Origin of the sequence: Pseudomonas sp. MF6396 (assembly GCF_002018915.1) — a bacterium.
Classification (GTDB): Bacteria; Pseudomonadota; Gammaproteobacteria; order Pseudomonadales; family Pseudomonadaceae; genus Aquipseudomonas; species Aquipseudomonas palmensis.
This window is the reverse complement of the sequence record NZ_MVOK01000002.1, coordinates 103468-123666: the sequence shown is the minus strand read 5'-3', so window position 1 is coordinate 123666 and position 20199 is coordinate 103468. Positions and strand designations below refer to the sequence as shown.

The 20199-nt window shown below is 63.3% G+C and carries 17 protein-coding genes; 5 read left to right on the top strand and 12 right to left on the bottom strand.

What is annotated here, in order from left to right:
* The first annotated feature begins 3 nt into the window (after window positions 1–3).
* Entirely contained in the window at window positions 4–2658 is a 2655-nt protein-coding gene (locus MF6396_RS02170) for a DEAD/DEAH box helicase (RefSeq protein WP_078479604.1), read from the top strand.
* A 73-nt stretch (window positions 2659–2731) separates the two neighbouring features.
* On the opposite strand, the gene nagZ is transcribed toward MF6396_RS02170, so the two are convergent.
* The 3 genes from nagZ to MF6396_RS02155 are packed head-to-tail and all read right to left on the bottom strand — an operon-like array spanning window position 2732 to window position 5036.
* Window positions 2732–3730 (bottom strand): beta-N-acetylhexosaminidase, encoded by a 999-nt coding sequence (gene nagZ, locus MF6396_RS02165; RefSeq protein WP_173925092.1) that lies wholly within the window; start codon window positions 3728–3730, stop codon window positions 2732–2734.
* A 22-nt stretch (window positions 3731–3752) separates the two neighbouring features.
* Complete coding sequence (locus MF6396_RS02160; protein WP_177346313.1) at window positions 3753–4277, bottom strand: L,D-transpeptidase; 525 nt, start codon at window positions 4275–4277, stop codon at window positions 3753–3755.
* 45 nt (window positions 4278–4322) lie between these two features.
* A complete protein-coding gene (locus tag MF6396_RS02155) occupies window positions 4323–5036 on the bottom strand; it encodes a TetR/AcrR family transcriptional regulator (RefSeq protein WP_043864562.1) in 714 nt (237 codons plus the stop codon).
* A gap of 228 nt (window positions 5037–5264) precedes the next feature.
* Here MF6396_RS02155 and lexA point away from each other — a divergent pair, with 228 nt between their 5' ends.
* Together lexA and sulA are read left to right on the top strand one after the other, a co-directional pair.
* On the top strand, window positions 5265–5873 hold the full coding sequence (lexA, locus tag MF6396_RS02150) for a transcriptional repressor LexA (RefSeq protein ID WP_043864563.1): 609 nt from the start codon (window positions 5265–5267) through the stop codon (window positions 5871–5873).
* Between the two features lie 12 nt (window positions 5874–5885).
* Entirely contained in the window at window positions 5886–6368 is a 483-nt protein-coding gene (sulA, locus tag MF6396_RS02145) for an SOS-induced cell division inhibitor SulA (RefSeq protein WP_054916190.1), read from the top strand.
* 66 nt (window positions 6369–6434) lie between these two features.
* Here sulA and MF6396_RS02140 read toward each other — a convergent pair whose 3' ends face one another.
* The 8 genes from MF6396_RS02140 to MF6396_RS02105 all read right to left on the bottom strand — a co-directional run bounded on the left by MF6396_RS02140 (window position 6435) and on the right by MF6396_RS02105 (window position 15491).
* Window positions 6435–6671: a hypothetical protein gene (locus tag MF6396_RS02140; RefSeq protein WP_043864565.1), complete on the bottom strand. Its 237-nt coding sequence runs from the start codon at window positions 6669–6671 to the stop codon at window positions 6435–6437.
* 50 nt (window positions 6672–6721) lie between these two features.
* Window positions 6722–7243 carry a DUF6586 family protein gene (locus MF6396_RS02135; RefSeq protein WP_078479603.1) on the bottom strand — a complete coding sequence of 174 codons (522 nt, stop codon included), beginning with the start codon at window positions 7241–7243 and terminating at the stop codon, window positions 6722–6724.
* Window positions 7244–7332: 89 nt separating this feature from the next.
* Window positions 7333–8085, bottom strand: a complete 753-nt coding sequence (locus MF6396_RS02130) for an HAD-IB family hydrolase (protein WP_078479602.1) — start codon at window positions 8083–8085, stop codon at window positions 7333–7335.
* A gap of 139 nt (window positions 8086–8224) precedes the next feature.
* Window positions 8225–10831 carry a type I DNA topoisomerase gene (topA, locus tag MF6396_RS02125; RefSeq protein WP_043864567.1) on the bottom strand — a complete coding sequence of 869 codons (2607 nt, stop codon included), beginning with the start codon at window positions 10829–10831 and terminating at the stop codon, window positions 8225–8227.
* A 100-nt stretch (window positions 10832–10931) separates the two neighbouring features.
* The gene (locus tag MF6396_RS02120) at window positions 10932–11183 is read right to left on the bottom strand and encodes a DUF1653 domain-containing protein (protein WP_054916193.1); all 252 of its coding nucleotides are present in this window, start codon (window positions 11181–11183) and stop codon (window positions 10932–10934) included.
* Between the two features lie 79 nt (window positions 11184–11262).
* Complete coding sequence (gene fadA / locus MF6396_RS02115; RefSeq protein ID WP_043864569.1) at window positions 11263–12438, bottom strand: acetyl-CoA C-acyltransferase FadA; 1176 nt, start codon at window positions 12436–12438, stop codon at window positions 11263–11265.
* A gap of 29 nt (window positions 12439–12467) precedes the next feature.
* Complete coding sequence (gene fadB, locus MF6396_RS02110) at window positions 12468–14615, bottom strand: fatty acid oxidation complex subunit alpha FadB (RefSeq protein WP_043864570.1); 2148 nt, start codon at window positions 14613–14615, stop codon at window positions 12468–12470.
* 438 nt (window positions 14616–15053) lie between these two features.
* Window positions 15054–15491 carry a hypothetical protein gene (locus MF6396_RS02105; protein WP_043864571.1) on the bottom strand — a complete coding sequence of 146 codons (438 nt, stop codon included), beginning with the start codon at window positions 15489–15491 and terminating at the stop codon, window positions 15054–15056.
* Between the two features lie 108 nt (window positions 15492–15599).
* Between MF6396_RS02105 and MF6396_RS02100 the strand changes: the two genes are divergently transcribed.
* Window positions 15600–16043: a universal stress protein gene (locus MF6396_RS02100; RefSeq protein ID WP_043864572.1), complete on the top strand. Its 444-nt coding sequence runs from the start codon at window positions 15600–15602 to the stop codon at window positions 16041–16043.
* A gap of 42 nt (window positions 16044–16085) precedes the next feature.
* Here the strand turns inward: MF6396_RS02100 and MF6396_RS02095 are convergent, their stop codons facing one another.
* Window positions 16086–18005, bottom strand: a complete 1920-nt coding sequence (locus MF6396_RS02095; protein WP_078479601.1) for an ATP-binding cassette domain-containing protein — start codon at window positions 18003–18005, stop codon at window positions 16086–16088.
* Window positions 18006–18215: 210 nt separating this feature from the next.
* On the opposite strand from MF6396_RS02095, the gene MF6396_RS02090 reads away from it, so the two are divergent.
* A complete protein-coding gene (locus MF6396_RS02090; protein WP_043864574.1) occupies window positions 18216–20144 on the top strand; it encodes a transglycosylase SLT domain-containing protein in 1929 nt (642 codons plus the stop codon).
* Window positions 20145–20199 lie beyond the last annotated feature (55 nt).

The following is a 20199-nucleotide window of genomic DNA, read 5'->3' as shown; positions in this document are numbered from 1 at the left end:
GCCATGTCGACCACACTGCAGCGCGCGCTCAAGAGCAAGCTCTGGCGCGAACAATTCGGCCCCAAGACCCTCACCCGAGGGCTTGACTATGCAGACAACAAGCGCGTCAGGCTCGTTTCGGTTGACGACAAGGGCGCGACCACCCTGTGCCACGGGTCCGGCGGCAACCTCTACCGGCAGACCCTGCTGATCGAAGGCGACGTTCACCCCCTCCTGATCGCCACCTGCAGCTGTCCTGTCCGCCAGAACTGCAAGCATTGCGCAGCGGCGCTGTACACCCTGACGGAGCGGCTGACGGCCAACGACTTTCCGCCGCCTCCAGCCACGGCGACCTACCAGAACCAGGTCATCGAAAATGTACCGGCTGTTGCGCACCTCACCCTGGGCAGCTACGAATTCACCGCCTACATGCCCAAGACCGGCAAGATGCAGCGCCAGTTGCAACACCGTGCGGCACTGGCGTTCACCTATGACGGGCAGCGCACCAGCGACAAGAGCAGCAGCGAAGTCATCCGTATCGACGGCAACGTCCGCCAGCGTATCCAGCGTCAGCCAGACGCCGAAAAGGCGCTGCGCCAGACCTTGAAGAAAATGGGCTTCAGCGTTGCCACGCGCCAGAGCAAGGCATTGCCCGACAGCGCCGGCGAAATGCTGCAGATGGCCGACGACCAGGCCTGGCTGCAGTTCGCCCGCACCGGCATCGATACCCTGCGTGCAGCCGGCTGGGAGGTGGAAGTGAGGCCCGACTTCGCCTTCAACCTGCATGACATCGACGACTGGTACGCCGATGTCGAGGAAGCGCCGGGGCGCGAATGGTTCGACCTGGAGCTGGGCATCGTGGTCAACGGCCAGCGCCACAGCCTGCTGCCGATCGTGCTGCACCTGCTGCGCAGCAACCCCGAACTGCTGCGCCCCAGCGAACTGGCCCGGCGCAGCGACGACGAGCACCTGCTGATCGACCTGAACCGCGCCCGCCATGACAGCCCGGCGCTGCGCGTGGCCTTGCCCTACGCACGCATCAAGCCGCTGATGGCCACCCTGGGCGAGCTGTACCTGGGCAATGACAGCGGGCCTTCGCTGCGCCTGGCAGCGCCGGATGCCGCGCGCCTGAGCAGCATCGACGACATGGCGCTGACCTGGCGCGGCGGCGACCGGGTACGCGACTTTACCCGCCGCCTGCGCGAGTCCAGGCGTACCGACATCGCCGCCCCCGAGGGCCTGAACGCCACGCTGCGACCCTACCAGCTCGAAGGCCTGAACTGGTTGCAGACCCTGCGCGAACTGGAGGTCGGCGGGATCCTGGGCGACGACATGGGCCTGGGCAAGACCCTGCAGACCCTGGCGCACCTGCTCGCCGAAAAGAACGCGGGGCGCCTGCAGCGCCCTGCCCTGGCCGTGATGCCGACCAGCCTGATCCCCAACTGGCTCGACGAAGCGCAGCACTTCACCCCGCAGCTGCGCGTGTTGGCCCTGCATGGCCCCGGCCGCACCCGACACTTCGCCGACCTTGACCAGTACGACCTGGTACTGACCACCTACGCCCTGCTGCCCCGCGACCTGGCTCACTTCACCGCGCAGCCCTGGCACCTGCTGATTCTGGATGAAGCGCAGAACATCAAGAACGCCAACAGCAAGGCCGCCGAAGCGGCGCGCGAGATCCAGGCCAACCAGCGCCTGTGCCTGACCGGCACACCGATGGAAAACAACCTGGGCGAACTGTGGTCGATCTTCCACTTCCTGCTACCCGGCTGGCTGGGCGACAGCAAGGCCTTCAGCCGCGATTACCGCTCCCCTGTCGAACGCCATGGCGACGTCGAGCGCATGGCGCATCTTGCCGCGCGCATCAAGCCATTCCTGCTGCGCCGCACCAAGGAACAGGTGGCCCGCGAACTGCCGGCCAAGACCGAGATCGTGCATTGGGTGGAGCTGAGCGACGCGCAGCGCGACACCTACGAAACGGTGCGGGTGGCGATGGACAGGAAGGTCCGCGAGGAAATCACCCGCAACGGCGCGGCACGCAGCCAGATCGTGATTCTGGATGCGTTGCTCAAGCTGCGTCAGGTGTGCTGCGATCTGCGCCTGGTCAAAAGCATTGCGCCAAGAACCACCCATTCGGACAAGGGCAAGCTGGGCAGCCTGATGCAGATGCTCGACGAACTGCTCAGCGAAGGGCGACGCATCCTGCTGTTCTCGCAGTTCACCTCGATGCTCGAACTGATCGAGCAGGAGCTGCACAAGCGTGGCGTCCGCTACAGCCTGCTGACCGGTGAAACCCGCGACCGGCGCACCCCGGTGCAGCAGTTCCAGAGCCTGCAGACGCCACTGTTTCTGATCAGCCTCAAAGCGGGCGGCACCGGCCTCAACCTCACCGCGGCCGACACGGTGATCCACTATGACCCGTGGTGGAACCCGGCCACCGAAAACCAGGCCACCGACCGCGCCTACCGCATCGGCCAGGACAAGCCGGTGTTCGTCTACAAGCTGATTACACGGGGCACGGTGGAAGAGAAGATCCAGAAGTTGCAACAGGAGAAGGCAGCGCTGGCTGCAGGCTTGCTGGAGGGGCGTCAGGCGGGGGACTGGAAGCTGGCGGATGAAGACATTGATGCGCTGTTTGCGCCGTTGCCCGGGAAGCGGCAGGCCGCGAAAATTAGTTGAGCCTTTCGCCGGCAAGGCCGGCTCCTACAGGTATCGCAGCACCTGCAGGAGCCAGCCTTGCCGGCGCAGGACCTCAGTCGATCAGTTGTGCATCCTTCAGCGCGCCAAGCGCCTCCAGCCAGCGGGGCTGCTGGCGGTAATCGGTACGCGCAAAACCCTGCCCGCGCATCTGCGCGATCCGCGGCGACGGCCTCACCCTCAACCGCTGCGCCGCGGACAACGCAAGCTCGGCAGCCGCCCGATCATTGCACACCAGGCCCATGTCGCAACCGGCACTCAGCGCCGCCTCGATACGGCTGGCGGCGTCCCCCACCACATGCGCACCGGCCATCGACAGGTCATCGCTGAAGATCACCCCGTCAAAGCCCAGCTCGCCACGCAGAATCTCCTGCAGCCAGCGCCGCGAGAAGCCGGCCGGCTGGTTGTCGACCTGTGGATAGATCACATGCGCCGGCATCACCGCCGCCAGCTGCCCGCTCAGGCGCGTGAACGGCACCAGGTCGGCTGCGCGGATCTGCTCCAGGCTGCGCTCGTCGGTGGGTATCGCCACATGCGAATCCGCCTCGGCCCAGCCATGCCCCGGGAAGTGCTTGCCGCAGGCCGCCATGCCCGCCGCGTTCATGCCGCGAATGAAGGCACCGGCAAGCAAGGTGGCGCGCTGCGGGTCACCCTCGAAGGCGCGACTGCCAACCACCGCGCTGCGCTGGTGGTCAAGGTCCAGCACCGGGGCAAAGCTCAAGTCGAGCCCTACCGCCAGCACTTCGGTTGCCATCAGCCAGCCGCAGTGTTCGGCCAGGCGCTCGGCATTGGGGTTGTCGGCAATCGCACGCATCGCGGGCAAGCGCACGAAGCCCTGGCGCAGGCGCTGTACGCGACCACCCTCCTGGTCCACGGCCAGGATCAGGTCCGGGCGCACGGCACGAATCGACGCACTCAGTTCGCGCACCTGGCGCGGGCATTCGATGTTGCGGGCAAAGATGATCAGGCCGGCCACTTCGGGCTGACGCAGCAGGTGGCGGTCTTCGGCAGTCAGCCAGGTGCCGGCCACGTCGACCATCAGGGAGCCTTGCAGGCGGGTACTCATAAATGATCCTTCAGTTGAGGGGCGCGCTCGCCCACTGGGGGCAGGCGGCTTCTTCGATCTGTACCGGGCAATGCACAGGCACCCGGTCGAACAGCGCTACCAGGTCGGCGTTGCGCAGGCGTATGCAGCCGTGGGACAACGGCACACCCATGGGTTCGCTGTCGGGCGTGCCGTGCAGGTAGATATAGCGGCGGAACGTATCCACGGGCCCGAGGCGGTTGCGCACCGGCTCGCGGCCGCTGAGCCAGAGAATGCGCGAGAGAATCCAGTCGCGCCCAGGGAACTGCGCGTGCAGGTCGGGCGTCCAGACCTCGCCGGTCCAGCGACGCCCGCGCAGCACCGCGCCCTGGGGCAAGCCCGCGCCGATCTTCGCACGCACCTGATGCAGCCCGCGCGGTGTACAACCGGAGCCGTTGTGCTCGCCCGGGCCATTGAGTGCGGTGGACACCGCAAGACGCACCGCCAGTCGCCCCTGGGCGAACCCATAAAGGCACTGGTCGGCGATGGAAATGTGCAGCAAATCGAGAATAGGCATGGGCGCTAGCTTAGCCGAAGCCGGCTGTGCCGCCCAGCCGGGGAATCAGGCCTTTGCCGGCACCGGGGCGTGGCTGGTCTTGCTGCGCGGACGCAACTGCGCCGCCGCCATCGCCTCGTCCGTGACCCCGCTGTCGGCACGCATGCCGGCGGCCAGGAACGGCACCATCAGGCGCATGACCTGCTCGATCGAGGTATTGACCCCGAAATCGGTCTCGGCAATCGCGCGCAGGGCCTTGATGCCCGACATGCTGAACGCTGCAGCGCCGAGCATGAAATGCACGCGCCAGAACAGTTCAAGGGGAGGAATCTGCGGCGCGGCCTCGTTGACCAGCAGCATGTAGCGGCGGAACACCTTGCCGTACATGTCTTCGAGGTAACGACGCAAGTGGCCCTGGCTCTGGCTGAAGGCCAGGCCCAGCAGGCGCATGAAGATCGACAGGTCATTGCCGCTGCGCGGCTGCACCACCAGCGCCTGCTCGACCAGCATCTCCAGCAGTTCTTCAAGGCTGGGCTTGTGCTCGGGGCGCGCCTGGCGCCGCTCGAGCTCACGCTCCAGGCTCTGGCAGAACGGCCCTAGAAAACGCGAGAAGACCGCCTGGATCAGCGCCTTCTTCGAACCGAAATGGTAGTTCACCGCCGCCAGGTTGACGCCGGCCTTGCTGGTGATCAGCCGCAATGAGGTTTCGGCAAAACCTTTTTCCGCGAACAGCTGCTCGGCAGCATCGAGAATGCGTTCAACGGTTTCCGACTGGGCCATGACTACTCCGCGAGACAAACACTTGTTTGAAACATACGTTTCAAGGCAGGGTTCTGTCAAGTACGCACGGGCGTTTTGTGCCCGGCCGGTCATGGTATTGAAGGCAGCGACAAGCCACAAGCCGGAAGCGGCAGGCAACTGCGGGCACGCTTGGAGCTTGCCGCTTGTAGCTTGCCGCTATCACTGTATATAATCCCAGTCACTGTATAAAAAGACAGAGCGATCGACATGCTAAAACTGACGCCACGCCAAGCTGAGATTCTGGCTTTCATCAAGCGCTGCCTCGAAGACAACGGCTTCCCGCCCACCCGCGCGGAAATCGCCCAGGAACTGGGGTTCAAATCCCCCAACGCCGCCGAAGAGCATCTGAAGGCACTGGCCCGCAAGGGTGCAATCGAGATGACCCCTGGTGCCTCGCGCGGCATCCGCATTCCGGGGCTCGAGAGCAAGCCCGATGAAAACGCCCTGCCCATCATTGGCCGCGTGGCCGCAGGTGCCCCTATCCTCGCCCAGCAGCACATCGAGGAATCCTGCGCCATCAACCCGGCCTTCTTCCATCCCCGCGCCGACTACCTGCTGCGTGTGCACGGCATGAGCATGAAGGACGTCGGCATCGTCGACGGCGACCTGCTGGCCGTACACACCTGCCGCGAAGCGCGCAATGGTCAGATCGTCGTAGCCCGCCTGGGTGACGAAGTCACGGTCAAGCGCTTCAAACGGGAAGGCAACAAGGTCTGGCTGATCGCCGAGAACCCCGAATTCGCCCCTATCGAAGTCAACCTGAAAGAGCAGGACCTGGTCATCGAGGGCTTGAGCGTCGGCGTTATCCGCCGCTAATAAGGAGGCGTCATGCAGTTCCCCCACGTACCACAGCAAGCACAGTTGCCCTTGTTCGAAGCATTCCTGGCCCAGCCGGTACTGCCGCGGGTCAAAACCAGGCAGCCCGCCCGGCAAAGCAACAAGCCGCAGGCATTCAGCGAGCTGTCCTTGCGTGGCGCGCTGGAGCACTGCCAAAGCCTGCTGGCACCGGTGCTACGCGACCTGAGCGAACTGAGTGAAGAGCATGACGCCCGCTGGCTTACCCTGATCGCCCCGCCCGGCAGCCTTACCCAGGCCTGGCTGAGGGACGCAGGGCTCAACCGCGAACGCATACTGCTGCTGCAGCCTCGCGGCAACCAGAGTGCGCTGCAACTGGCCTGTGATGCCCTGCGTCTGGGGCGCAGCCATACGGTGGTCACCTGGTTCAATCCGGTCAGCAACGGCGCCCGCCTGCAACTGACCAATGCTGCCCGTGCGGGTGACGCACAAAGCCTGAATATCCGCCTGGGCTGATACTCGCTGAACGCTCGAAGGGTATGCAGCAGGCTTCCTCAGGACGAGGAAGCCGGATACTGATGGTCAGTGCAGAACCCGTGGGCCTGCATGTTCCTGTTCGATCTCGCCTTCAACCAACTTGCCGGCCATCTGCACACCAACGCTGAGCATGGCCTTGGCCACCTCGACGTGTTGGCCCTGCAGGAACGCCTTGGCATCTTCCGAAAAATCCAGGGTTACCAACGACCCCTCGTCCTCGGCGCGGCGCAACTCGATGCGACCGTCAGGCAACTCTACAATTTCTAGAAAGGACGTGGGCATAAAAGACTGTTCTCCAGGAAAGGCCGGCATTGTACCAGCCACTGGCAGGATCAGCACTCACTCAGACCTTCGCGAAAACGCACCACGAGGCGTTTGAGATTCTGCCGCCAGCCCTCCAGTTCTTCGCGCGACAGCGCTGGCGCCTCGGGTTCATCCAGGCTCACGGCCTGAATCAACGGTTGGGTCACATCACCTTTGGGCGCCTTGCTCGCGACAGGTGGTCGGAACAAATCGGCATAAGCCCTGAGCAGTTGCGCCAGCCAGGTTTCAGGCTGCTCGGCGAGTTCGACCAGTTCAGCCAGCTCGGGAATGGCGATGGTCGCCAGTACTTCACGGCTCAGCAGTTGCTCGGCACGCAGCGCGGTTGCCTGGGGCAAGCGATAATAGCCACCGATCTCATGACACAGCCCCAACAGCGCACCATACAGGTGAAACAGCGCAGACTCCCGCTCGGCCTGGGTCTGCGCCTGGGCGTTCATGGCGCGACTGTCCTGCGCCTTGCCCAGTGCCTCCAGGGCCAGACCGGCGAAATAGATCTTCTGGTTGGTACGGGTATAGAGTTCCTGGGCCATCGAGGCGCGCTCCGAGGGAGTGTGAGGCGGGGGCTCAGTTTCTGTGATGGATCGCAGGCACGCAAGCTGAATCACCGCAGGCGTGAGGCTCAACCGCCCTTGCGGTCATCGTTGCGCGGCAAACCGCCAACCGTGGTTGCAGCCGACTCTTTCGACGTGGCCGGGGTGACCGGGCCGTAGATCTTTTCGATGCGCAGGCGGCCACGCTGCCACGCGGGATGAAAGTGCCGCCAGTGTGCGTCCTGAGCCGCGGCCAGCAGCTCATGGTCGCCCCGCGTGTCGCCCCAGGCGCGCATGCGGTACTGCGTCAGCACCCCGTAAACCGCCTCCAGGCGCAGAACCTTGGCTTCGCAGCGGCAGTTGTCGCCACTGATCCTGCCGGTCAGCACGCCATCGATCACCTCCAGCTCGGTGCCGATCAGCTTGATGCCCAACTGTTCGGCAAAGGGCTTGAGCACCAGCGCCGGCGATGCCGAACAGATCGTCACCTCAGCACCAGAGGCCAGTTCCTGTTTCACCGAAATCACGCCCTGCGGGCGCATCAGCCGGGCCCACGCCTGCGACTTGAACGCCACCGCCTTCTGCGCGACCCATTGCTCTTTCACACCCGCAAGAAACGTCTGGATCAACTGGGCCTTGAGTTCATCGCGGCTGATCCGCCGCCCCATATAGCGCAGGCTTGGCCAGATCATCCGCAGCATGCGGCGAGCAAAAAAGCCGTTGCCGAAAGCGAACCTCAAAAAAGGTACAAAGCTGTCACGGCGGGTCAGCGTGCCATCGAAATCGAACACCGACAGGATTCTGGCCGACTGCGGCCCTGCTTCCAACATTTCCTGACTCATCTGCTTGCCTCTGCTCGATGGTGTACAGCCCTGGCGGAGAAACGTCCCGATCAAACCTCACAACCGTTCGCTGACCTGACTAAAAAAAAGGCTGCGTCCAGGATCACCAGATGCAGCCTCTTGTAGCCGATTCTATCGCTTAGCGCTTGTCTTCCACCTTCCACGCCTTGCCGTCATAGAACGCTCGCCAGCCGGTCGGCTTGCCGTCGACCTCGGTCTGCACATACTGCTCCTTGGTCTTGCGGCTGTAGCGGATCACCGTCGGGCGACCGTCCGGGTCCTTCTTCGGCGCTTCACAGAGGAAGTGATACTTCGGATCGATCTCGTCCTTGTGCGGCACGATCTCCATCACCAGGGGGGCGCGGGTCTCGCGGTTCTTCGGGAACTGGCTGGCGGCCAGGAACAGACCCGAAGCCCCGTCACGCAGCACATAGGTGTCGTTGACCTTCTCGCACTTGAGCTCGGGCATCTTCACCGCGTCCATCTTCGGCGGCGCCGCCTCGCCGCTCTTGAGCAGCTTGCGGGTGTTCTTGCACTCCGGGTTGGTACAGCCGAAGAACTTGCCGAAACGACCGGTCTTGAGCTGCATCTCGCTGCCGCACTTGTCACACTCAAGGCTCGGGCCCTCGTAGCCCTTGATGCGGTAGCTGCCTTCCTCGATCTCGTAGCCCGTGCAATCGGGGTTGTTGCCGCAGATGTGCAGCTTGTGTTTCTCGTCGAGCAGGTAGGCGTCCATCGCCGTGGCGCAGATCGGGCAGCGGTGCTTGCCCAACAGCACGCGCGACTCGGACTCGCCCTCGTCGTCGGCGGCAATCTCGTCACCTGGCACCAGGTTCACGGTGGCCTTGCAACGCTCTTTGGGCGGCAGGCTGTAGCCCGAGCAACCGAGGAACACACCCGTGGAGGCTGTGCGGATCATCATGTGCCTGCCGCATTCCTTGCAGGCAATGTTGGTCGGGGTCGGCTGGTTGGCACGCATGCCCTTTTCGGCATCTTCAGCCAGTTGCAGCTTCTTGCTGAAGTCGCCATAGAACTCGTCCAGCACGTTTTTCCAGTCGCGCTCGCCCTGGGCCACATCGTCGAGGTTCTCTTCCATGCCGGCGGTGAAGCCGTAGTCCATCAGGTTGGAAAAGCTCTCGGACAGACGCTCGGTCACGATGTCGCCCATCTTCTCGGAGTAGAAGCGGCGGTTGTGCAGGGTCACATAGCCACGGTCCTGGATGGTGGAGATGATCGCCGCGTAGGTCGATGGACGACCGATACCGCGTTTTTCCATTTCCTTGACCAGGCTCGCTTCCGAGAAACGTGCCGGCGGCTTGGTGAAGTGCTGGCTCGGATCGAGCTTGATGAGCTTGAGCACTTCGCCCTGGTTCATTTCCGGCAGTACATCGTCATCGCCCGGCTTGCTCTGCTGCGGCAACACACGGGTGTAACCGTCGAACTTGAGGATACGGCCCTTGGCACGCAACTCGAACTCGCCCGCCGTGACGCTGACGGTGGTCGACAGGTACTGCGCCGGCGGCATCTGGCAGGCCAGGAACTGGCGCCAGATCAGCTCGTACAGGCGCTCGGCATCACGTTCCATGCCGCTGAGCTTGGTCGGGTGCGTGGCCACGTCCGAAGGTCGGATCGCTTCGTGCGCTTCCTGTGCGCCTTCCTTGCTGCCGTAGACGATCGGCGCTTCTGGCAGGTACTTCTTGCCGAACTCGCTTTCGATGTAGCTGCGCGCCATTTCCACCGCATCGACCGAAAGGTTGGTCGAGTCGGTACGCATGTAGGTGATGTAGCCGGCTTCGTACAGGCGCTGGGCCATCATCATGGTCTTCTTCACGCCGAAGCCGAGGCGATTGCTCGCCGCCTGCTGCAGGGTCGAAGTGATGAACGGCGCCGAGGGCTTGCTGCTGGTCGGGCGGTCTTCACGCTTGGCAATGGTGTAGCTGGAAGCCTTGAGCTTCTCCAGCGCGGCCATGGCCTGGGCTTCGTTGAGCGGCTTGAAGGCCTCGCCGTTCTGGCGAGCCACCTCGAAGCGCACCTTGGCGTCCTTGGCAGTACCCAGGTCGGCGTGCACTTCCCAGTACTCTTCGGGGATGAATGCGCGAATCTCGCGCTCACGCTCCACCACCAGCTTCACGGCCACCGACTGCACCCGGCCGGCCGACAGGCCACGGGCGATCTTCTGCCACAGCAGTGGCGAGACCATGTAGCCCACCACGCGGTCGAGGAAGCGACGCGCCTGCTGTGCATTGACACGGTCGATGTCCAGCTCGCCCGGCTGGGAGAAGGCCTCCTGGATGGCCTTCTTGGTGATTTCGTTGAACACCACGCGCTTGTAGCGGCTGTCATCCCCACCGATGGCTTCGCGCAGGTGCCAGGCAATGGCTTCCCCCTCGCGATCCAAGTCGGTTGCGAGATAGATGGTGTCGGCATCCTTGGCCAGGCGGCGCAACTCCTCGATGACCTTTTCCTTGCCCGGAAGGATCTCGTACTTGGCCTTCCAGCCGTGGTCCGGGTCGACGCCCATGCGCGCCACCAGTTGCTTGCGCGCCTTTTCTTTCGGCGACAGCGCGGGTGCCTCGCCGGCAGCAGCCTTGCCGCGCTTGGCAGCAGGCTCCTTGCTGGCGGAACCGCTGGTGGGCAGGTCTCGGATATGGCCGATACTCGACTTCACCACGTACTGGTTGCCCAGGTACTTGTTGATGGTCTTGGCCTTAGCCGGGGATTCCACAATGACCAGCGATTTGCCCATGGATCGGAAAATTCCTGAATAACGAAAATAAAAACACGGCAGGTACCTGACGTGGCACCGCTATATATAGTGGCAACAGAGTGAGGTCAAGCGCCGAAGGTTAGCCCACTTGCGCATCGGCACGCGAAAACAGCTCGGGTTCGGCCTCGACCAAAGCAAAGCGCGGCACGTGCTCGCCGTCAACCTCGACCGACTCGGTGAACATCGAAAGCGGCCGTACCCACAGGCCGAAATCGCCGTACAGGGCCTGGTAGAACACCACCCACTCCTCGGTCTCGGAATGGCGCGCGGCACCGAATACACGATACTCAGGCCCTTTGTAATGCCGGTATACGCCTGGTTGTATCTGCATGCTGCCAACCCTCTTGAAAAAAAATCTGCAAAAAGCAAAAAACCGGGGCACAAGGCCCCGGCTTCCGACAACGAAACGCTTAGATGCGTTCGAAGACGGTGGTGATCCCCTGACCAAGGCCGACGCACATGGTCGAAACACCCAGGGTACCGCCATTCTGCTTCATGACATTGAGCAGAGTGCCGGAAATCCGCGCACCGGAGCAACCGAAAGGGTGACCCAGGGCGATTGCGCCGCCGTGCAGGTTAACCTTCTCATCCATCTTGTCGAGCACTTTCAGATCCTTGAGCACTGGCAGGGCCTGTGCAGCGAAGGCTTCGTTGAGCTCGAAGAAGTCGATATCGGCAATGCTCAGGCCCGCACGCTTGAGGGCTTTCTGGGTTGCCGGCACCGGGCCGTAGCCCATGATCGCAGGGTCCACGCCGGCCACCGCCATCGAGCGGATCACCGCCAGCGGCTGGATGCCCAGGTCCTGGGCACGCTGGGCCGACATCACGATCATGCACGAGGCGCCGTCGGTGATCTGCGAGGAGGTACCCGCTGTCACGGTGCCGCCCTTGGGGTTGAACGCCGGCTTCAACGCCGCCAGGCTTTCCAGGGTAGTGTCCGGGCGAATGGTTTCGTCGTAGTCGAAGACCTTGAGGAAGCCGTTCTCGTCATAGCCCTGCATCGGGATGATTTCGTCCTTGAACTTGCCTTCGACCGTCGCCTTGTGGGCGAGCTGGTGCGAACGCAGACCGAAGGCGTCCTGCTGCTCACGGCTGATGCCATGCATCTTGCCCAGCATCTCGGCGGTCAGGCCCATCATGCCCGAGGCCTTGGCCGCATACAGCGACATGTGCGGGTTGGGGTCCACGCCGTGCATCATGCTCACGTGGCCCATGTGCTCGACACCGCCGACCACGAACACATCGCCGTTGCCGGTCATGATCGCCTGGGCGGCCGTGTGCAGCGCGCTCATCGACGAACCGCACAGGCGGCTGACAGTCTGGCCGGCCGCAGTGTGCGGGATCTGGGTCATCAGCGAAGCCATGCGCGCGATGTTCCAGCCCTGCTCCAGGGTCTGGTTCACGCAGCCCCAGATCACGTCCTCGACTTCACTCGGGTCGACCTTGACGTTGCGCTCCAGCAGCTTGCTGATCAGGTGCGCCGACATGTCTTCGGCGCGGGTGTTGCGGTGCATGCCGCCCTTGGAGCGGCCCATCGGCGTACGACCGAAGTCGACGATCACGACGTCTCTTGGATTCAAGCTCATACAATATTCTCGCTCTAGTCGTTGGGCGCTTAACCGAAGAAGCTCTGGCCGTTCTTGGCCATCTCGCGCAGCTTCTCGGTGGGGTGGTACAGCGCGCCCAGGTCGGCGTACTGGTCAGCCAGGGCAACGAACGCAGCCACACCGATCGAATCGATGTAGCGCAGTGCACCGCCACGGAACGGAGGGAAACCGATGCCGTAGACCAGGCCCATGTCGGCCTCGGCCGCCGTCTCGACGATGCCGTCTTCCAGGCAGCGCACGGTCTCCAGGCACAGCGGGATCATCATCCAGTTGATGATGTCCTCGTCGCTGACTTCACGCTGCTCGTAGACGATCGGCTTGAGCACTTCGAGCACCGACGGGTCGGCAACCTTCTTCTGCTTGCCGCGCTTGTCGGCCTCGTAGGCATAGAAACCCTTGCCGTTCTTCTGGCCCAGGCGCTTGGCTTCGTAGAGCACGTCGATGGCCGAGCGACGGTCATCCTTCATGCGGTCCGGGAAGCCCTCGGCCATCACGTCGCGGCCGTGGTGGCCGGTGTCGATGCCGACCACGTCCATCAGGTACGCCGGGCCCATCGGCCAGCCGAATTTTTCCATGATCTTGTCGATGCGCACGAAGTCCACACCGGCGCTCACCAGCTTGGCGAAACCGCCGAAGTACGGGAACAGCACGCGGTTGACCAGAAAGCCCGGGCAGTCGTTGACCACGATCGGGTTCTTGCCCATCTTCTTGGCATAGGCAACGGTAGTGGCCACCGCCAGTTCGCTGGACTTCTCGCCACGGATCACTTCCACCAGCGGCATCATGTGCACCGGGTTGAAGAAGTGCATGCCGACGAAATTTTCCGGACGCTTGAGGGCCTTGGCCAGCAGGCTGATGGAAATGGTCGAGGTGTTGGAAGCCAGGATGGTGTCCGCCTTGACCTGGTCTTCGACCTCGGCCAGCACGGCCTGCTTGACCTTGGGGTTTTCGACCACGGCTTCCACCACCAGGTCCACATGACCGAAGTCGCCGTAGGACAGGGTCGGACGGATGCCGTTGAGCACTTCAGCCATTTTCGCGGCGGTCATGCGACCCTTGTCGACGCGGCTGACCAGCAGCTTGGCGGCTTCGGCCAGGCCCTGCTCGATACCGTGCTCGTTGATGTCCTTCATCAGGATCGGCGTGCCTTTGGAGGCCGACTGATAGGCGATGCCGCCACCCATGATGCCGGCACCGAGTACGGCGGCCTGCTTCACGTCCTGGGCGATCTCGTCGTAGGCCTTGGCCTTTTTCTTCAGTTCCTGATCGTTCAGGAACAGGCCGATCAGGCTCTGGGCTGCCGAGGTCTTGGCCAGCTTGACGAAGCCGGCGGCTTCGACTTCCAGTGCCTTGTCACGCCCGAAGTTGGCGGCTTTCTGAATGGTCTTGATGGCTTCGACCGGCGCCGGATAGTTCGGGCCTGCCTGACCTGCCACGAAACCCTTGGCGGTCTCGAAGGCCATCATCTGCTCGATGGCGTTGAGCTTGAGCTTTTCCAGCTTCGGCTGGCGCTTGGCCTTGTGGTCGAGCTCGCCGCTGATGGCGCGCTTGATCAGTTCCAGGGCAGCTTCCTGAAGTTTCTCCGGGACCACCACTGCATCGACGGCACCGACTTTCAGTGCGTCTTCAGGACGGTTCTCCTTGCCGGCGGCAATCCATTCGATGGCATTGTCGGCGCCGATCAGGCGCGGCAGGCGTACGGTACCGCCGAAGCCCGGGTAGATACCCAGCTTGACTTCAGGCAGGCCGATCTTGGCCTTGGTCGACATGACGCGGAAGTCGGCCGCCAGGCACATTTCCAGGCCGCCGCCCAGCGCGATGCCGTTGATGGCGGCAACAGTCGGTACATCGAGATCTTCGAAATCGCTGAAGATTCTGTTGGCTTCGAGGTTGCCTGCAACCAGCTCCGCATCCGGCAGCTTGAAGTTGTCGACGAATTCGGTGATGTCGGCGCCGACAATGAACACGTCCTTGCCGCTGCTGACGATCACACCTTTGATCGACGCATCTGCCTTGATGGTGTCTACGGCCTGACGCAATTCATTCAGGGTAAGACGGTTGAACTTGTTGACGGACTCACCCTTGAGGTCGAACTTCAGTTCGACGATGCCGCTTTCAAGAGCCTTAACCGTGATGGCTTTACCTTCGTAAATCATCAACTGATCTCCACGATATGGAAGCTGAACTGTACACGCCGAACGCTGGCACGAAATTCGGCACCAGGCACACCCGTCAGCGCGATAGTCGGGATTCTGCGAGCGTCATGTGACATACAAACGCTCAATTCATACGCCCGTTTGATTTGGGTACGGACACATTCACCGAAAAGCCTGCCGTTGTCAAATACCCAAAAGCACGAGCAAAACGCGACTTTACGGTCATTTTGAGCGAAGGGGTGCGGGTTCAGCCTGTAGGTGATTGGCCATCATTCATGCAGGTGATCGGCCATGGATACGCACGAGAGAGGCGGCGAAGGGATAAAGCGCAGCTACACTGAGGGCATCGAAGAAGTTTCCGGCCTGCCTGGCCTTTTTTATTCAGTTGCCGGCCCCGCCATGGGGCTGGCGCTGGCGTTCAATCACACGACTCACGGGTCACGCCAGCGCCTTGAGCAACCGGGCAATGTCCTGCAACGCTGCGGCATCCCCCTTCTCTCCCCAGCACAACGCGATCATCTGCGGGTTGGCCTCGACCTTGTAGACACTCGCCGGCAGGCGCGACAGGTGCTCGAGCACGCGCGCATCTTCGCAGGGCTCGCGCCACTGGTTGAGCCACACCCCTGGTGTCACCTGCCAGTAGCTCCAGCTGTCGGCATGCCCGCGACGGCGCGCGCAATGATACTGCGCGCAGGTATGCGGCGGCTCTTCGGGCAGCCAGTGCGGCCAGGTCTGCGGGGTGAGCTGCATGGCCAGCCCCATGCGCCGCGCCTCCAGGCGCAGGGCCATGCGCCCGCTGGTGCGACGCGAGGGCAACAGCCAGACCATGGGGCTGAGCATCAGCGCAAGGATTGACACTACTACCCAGAACGTCATATCTGTTATTCCTATAAAGACTTTGCAAATGAGCTGGTTAGCCGACATCGATGCGATCAGCCTGAAACCGACCATACTTTAACTATCGCGATTGTCAGGAGAGCCCTCATGCCCTACGAACACATTCTGGTCGCCGTCGACCTGACCGAAGAATGCGACCCGGTGATCAAGCGCGCTCGCGAGCTGGCCACGCCCAACGGCACCAAGGTTTCCCTGGTACATATCGTCGAGCCCATGGCCATGGCCTTCGGCGGCGACGTGCCGATGGACCTGTCGCAACTGCAGCAGCAACAGTTCGACCAGGCCAAGGAGCGCATGGACCGCCTGTTCAACAAGTATCCGGAGATCAACCGCGGCGATTCCCACCTGACCTACGGCCAGCCTCGCCAGGAGATCCACCAGTTGGCCAAGGACCAGAAGTGCGACCTGATCGTGGTCGGCAGCCATGGCCGCCACGGCCTGGCGCTGCTGCTGGGCTCCACCGCCAATGACGTGCTGCACGGCGCACCGTGCGATGTGCTGGCGGTACGCCTGCAGAAGAAGGCCGACTGATACCAGAAGGCCCGCTGTTGGACACAGCGGGCCTTCTTCATATCAGCTGTCGAGCTCGGCCCAACGCTCCACCAGTGTGTCCAGCTCGCCCTGCAGCTTCTCGAGGCTGGCCAGCACGGCGGTGGTCTGGTCGATTGGCCGCTGATAGAAGCCTGCATCGGAAATCTCCGCCTGCACCGCAGCCATCTTCTGCTCCAGGGCATCGATCTGCCCCGGCAGCGCCTCCAGCTCGCGCTGCAGCTTGTAGCTGAGCTTCTTCTTGCCTTCATTGACCACCGGCGCTGCCGCAGGCTCGGGTGCAACGGCCTCGACCACCGCACTGTTGAGCTCGGACTTGCCCGACTTGCTTTCGGTCACGCCGAGCAGCTTGGGCGAACCGCCCTGGCGAATCCAATCCTGATAGCCGCCCACGTACTCACGCACCTTGCCCTCGCCTTCGAACACCAGGGTGCTGGTGACCACGTTGTCGAGGAACGCCCGGTCGTGACTGACCATCAGCACGGTGCCCTTGAAACCCGCCAGCACCTCTTCGAGCAGCTCCAGGGTTTCCACGTCCAGGTCGTTGGTCGGCTCGTCGAGCACCAGCAGGTTGGCCGGCTTGCTGAACAGCTTGGCCAGCAGCAGGCGCGCACGCTCGCCACCGGACAACGCCTTGACCGGCGTGCGTGCACGCTGGGGGCTGAACAGGAAGTCGCCCAGGTAGCTCAGTACGTGACGGTTCTGCCCATCGATCTCGATGAAGTCACGGCCTTCGGCCATGTTCTCGATCACGGTCTTTTCCAGGTCAAGCTGATGGCGCAACTGGTCGAAGTAGGCCACTTCGAGACGCGTGCCCGACTCCACCTTGCCCGAGCTTGGCTCCAGGTCGCCCAGCATCAGCTTGAGCAGCGTGGTCTTGCCGGTACCGTTGGCACCCAGCAGGCCGATACGGTCCTCGCGCTGCAGGACCATCGAGAAATCCTCGACCAGGTAAGGGCCATCGGGGTGGGCGAAGCTGACGTTTTCCAGCACCATCACCTGCTTGCCGGACTTTTCCGCCACGTCGAGCAGGATGTTGGCCTTGCCCTGGCGCTCGCGACGCTCGCTGCGTTCCACACGCAGTGCCTTGAGGGCGCGCACGCGGCCTTCGTTGCGGGTACGCCGGGCCTTGATGCCCTGGCGGATCCACACCTCTTCCTGGGCCAGTTTCTTGTCGAACAGCGCGTTGGCAGTCTCTTCGGCAGCCAGCGCAGCTTCCTTGTGCACCAGGAAGCTGGCGTAGTCGCCGTTCCAGTCGATCAACCCGCCTCGGTCCAGTTCGAGGATGCGCGTGGCCAGGTTCTGCAGGAAGGAACGGTCGTGGGTAATGAACAGCACGGCGCCGCCAAAACCGCTCAGGGCATCTTCAAGCCAGGCGATGGCACCGATGTCCAGGTGGTTGGTCGGTTCGTCGAGCAGCAGCAGGTCGGGCTCGGACACCAGCGCCTGGGCCAGCAGCACACGCCGACGCCAACCACCGGACAGCTCGGCCAGGGTCTTGTCGGCCGGCAGCTGCAGGCGGCTCAGGGTGCTGTCGACCAGTTGCTGCAAGCGCCAGCCATCGCGCGCCTCAAGGTCGCTCTGCACGTGCATGAGCTTTTCCAGGTCGGCGTCGGTGTGAATGTTCTGGCTCAGGTGGTGATACTCGGCGAGCAATGCACCGACACCGTCCAGGCCTTCGGCAACCACATCGAACACGGTGCGCCCGTCGGCCACCGGCAGTTCCTGCGGCAGCTCGCCGATCTTCAGGCCCGGGGCACGCCACACATCGCCTTCGTCGGGCTTCTGGTCGCCCTTGACCAGGCGCAGCATGCTCGACTTGCCCGTGCCGTTGCGGCCGATGATGCAGACCCGCTCACCACGGGCGATCTGCCAGGACACCTTGTCCAGCAACGGCATGGCGCCGAACGCAAGGGACACATCGCTTAATTTGAGCAGGGTCATGATCTTCTCCAAAAACCGGGGGCGCATTCTACCTGAGTTGCGCCTGCTTCACATTAAGCGCGACCGGCGTGCCGACCGCAGTCCTGCATTACATGCCGATACAAGCACAATGCTTTCTTCCGCCCCCGGCAAACGGCTAAGCTTAAGCACGTAATCCCACCAGTGCTGGCGCCGCCGACACTCGTTTTGGTCAAACTGTCCGGAAGTATCATGCGCCGCAGCCTGCTCAGCCTCGTATCCTGTCTGCTTTTTTCCGCCACCGCGGCCAGCACCGTCCAGGCCGCCGATCTCACCCAGCAACGCCAGTACTACGATGAAGCCAAGCGTGCCCTGGCCAAGGGCGACAGCGGCCCTTACCGCCGTTACGAACAGGCCCTGCGTGATTATCCGCTGGAGCCCTACCTGGCCTACGACGAACTGACGGCGCGCCTCAAGAGCGCCAGCAACGCCGAGATCGAGAAGTTTCTTGCCGAGCATGGCGACCTGCCCCAGGCCAACTGGATGAAACTGCGCTGGTTGCGCTGGCTGGCAGAGCGCGGCGACTGGCAACCCTTCGTCAAGTACTACGACCCCAAGCTGAACTTCACCGAGCTCGACTGCCTCAACGGCCAGTATCAGCTCAGCCACAACCTGCGCGCCGAGGGCTATGCCACCGCCGACAAGCTGTGGCTGGTGGGCAAGTCGCAGCCGGCGGCCTGTGACGTGCTGTTCGACCGCTGGGCCGCCGAGGGCCAGCTGACCGAACAGAAGCGCTGGGAGCGCATCAAGCTCGCGGCCCAGGCGCGCAACTACGCCCTGGCCAACACCCTGATCAAAGGCCTGAACACCCTGGGCCCGCAAGGCCGCCTGCTGGTGGATGTGGCGCAGAAGCCCGAACTGCTCAACAACCCCGGGCGCTTCACCCCGGTCAACGAAGCGATGTCCGACGTGGTCAGCCTGGGCCTGCGCCGCCTGGCGCGCCAGGACCCGGAGCGGGCCATGGCGCTGCTCGACGACTACGCCAATCGCATGCATTTCTCCCGCGACGAGAAGGTGGCGATCGCCCGCGAAATCGGCCTTACCCTGGCACGGCGCTACGACCCCCGCGCCCTGGGCTTGATGACCCAGTACGACCCCGAGCTGCGCGACAACACCGTGACCGAATGGCGCCTGCGCCTGCTGCTGCGCCTGGGCCGCTGGGAAGATGCCTACGAGCTGACCAAACGCCTGCCCCAGGACCTGGCCACCACCAACCGCTGGCGCTACTGGCAGGCGCGCAGCCTGGAGCTGGCGCAGCCGAAGAACCCGCAGATTCCACTGCTGTACAAGACGGTAGCGCGAGAGCGCGACTTCTACGGGTTCCTGGCCGCCGATCGTGCACAGACCCCCTACCAGCTCAACAACAAGCCGTTGGTGCTCAGCCAGCAACTGATCAACAAGGTACGCAACACCCCCGGCGTGCGGCGCGCGCTGGAATTCCATGCCCGCGGCCAGATCGTTGACGGGCGCCGCGAGTGGTACCACGTCAGCCGTCATTTCAGCCGCGACGAGATGGTCGCCCAGGCGCGCCTGGCCTATGAAATGCGCTGGTACTTCCCGGCCATCCGCACCATCAGCCAGGCCCAGTACTGGGACGACCTGGATATCCGCTTCCCGATGGCCCACCGCGATACCCTGGTACGCGAAGCCAAGGTACGCGGCCTGCACTCGAGCTGGGTATTCGCGATCACCCGCCAGGAAAGCGCCTTCATGGACGACGCCCGCTCCCACGTGGGTGCCAGCGGCCTGATGCAGCTGATGCCGGCCACCGCCAAGGAGACGGCGCGCAAGTTCAACATCCCGCTGGCTTCGCCGGCGCAGGTACTGAACCCGGACAAGAACATCCAGCTGGGCGCCGCCTACCTGAGCCAGGTGCACGGCCAGTTCAACGGCAACCGGGTGCTGGCCTCGGCCGCCTACAACGCCGGCCCCGGACGCGTGCGCCAGTGGCTGCGCGGCGCCGATCACCTGAGCTTCGACGTATGGGTGGAGTCGATTCCGTTCGACGAGACCCGCCAGTACGTGCAGAACGTGCTGTCGTATTCGGTGATCTACGGGCAGAAACTCAATTCACCGCAGCCACTGGTGGATTGGCACGAGCGGTTTTTCGACGATCAGTAAGCGGTAATCAGCGCTTCGCCGGCAACGTCGAAGCGCAACCTTGTGGAGGCGACGG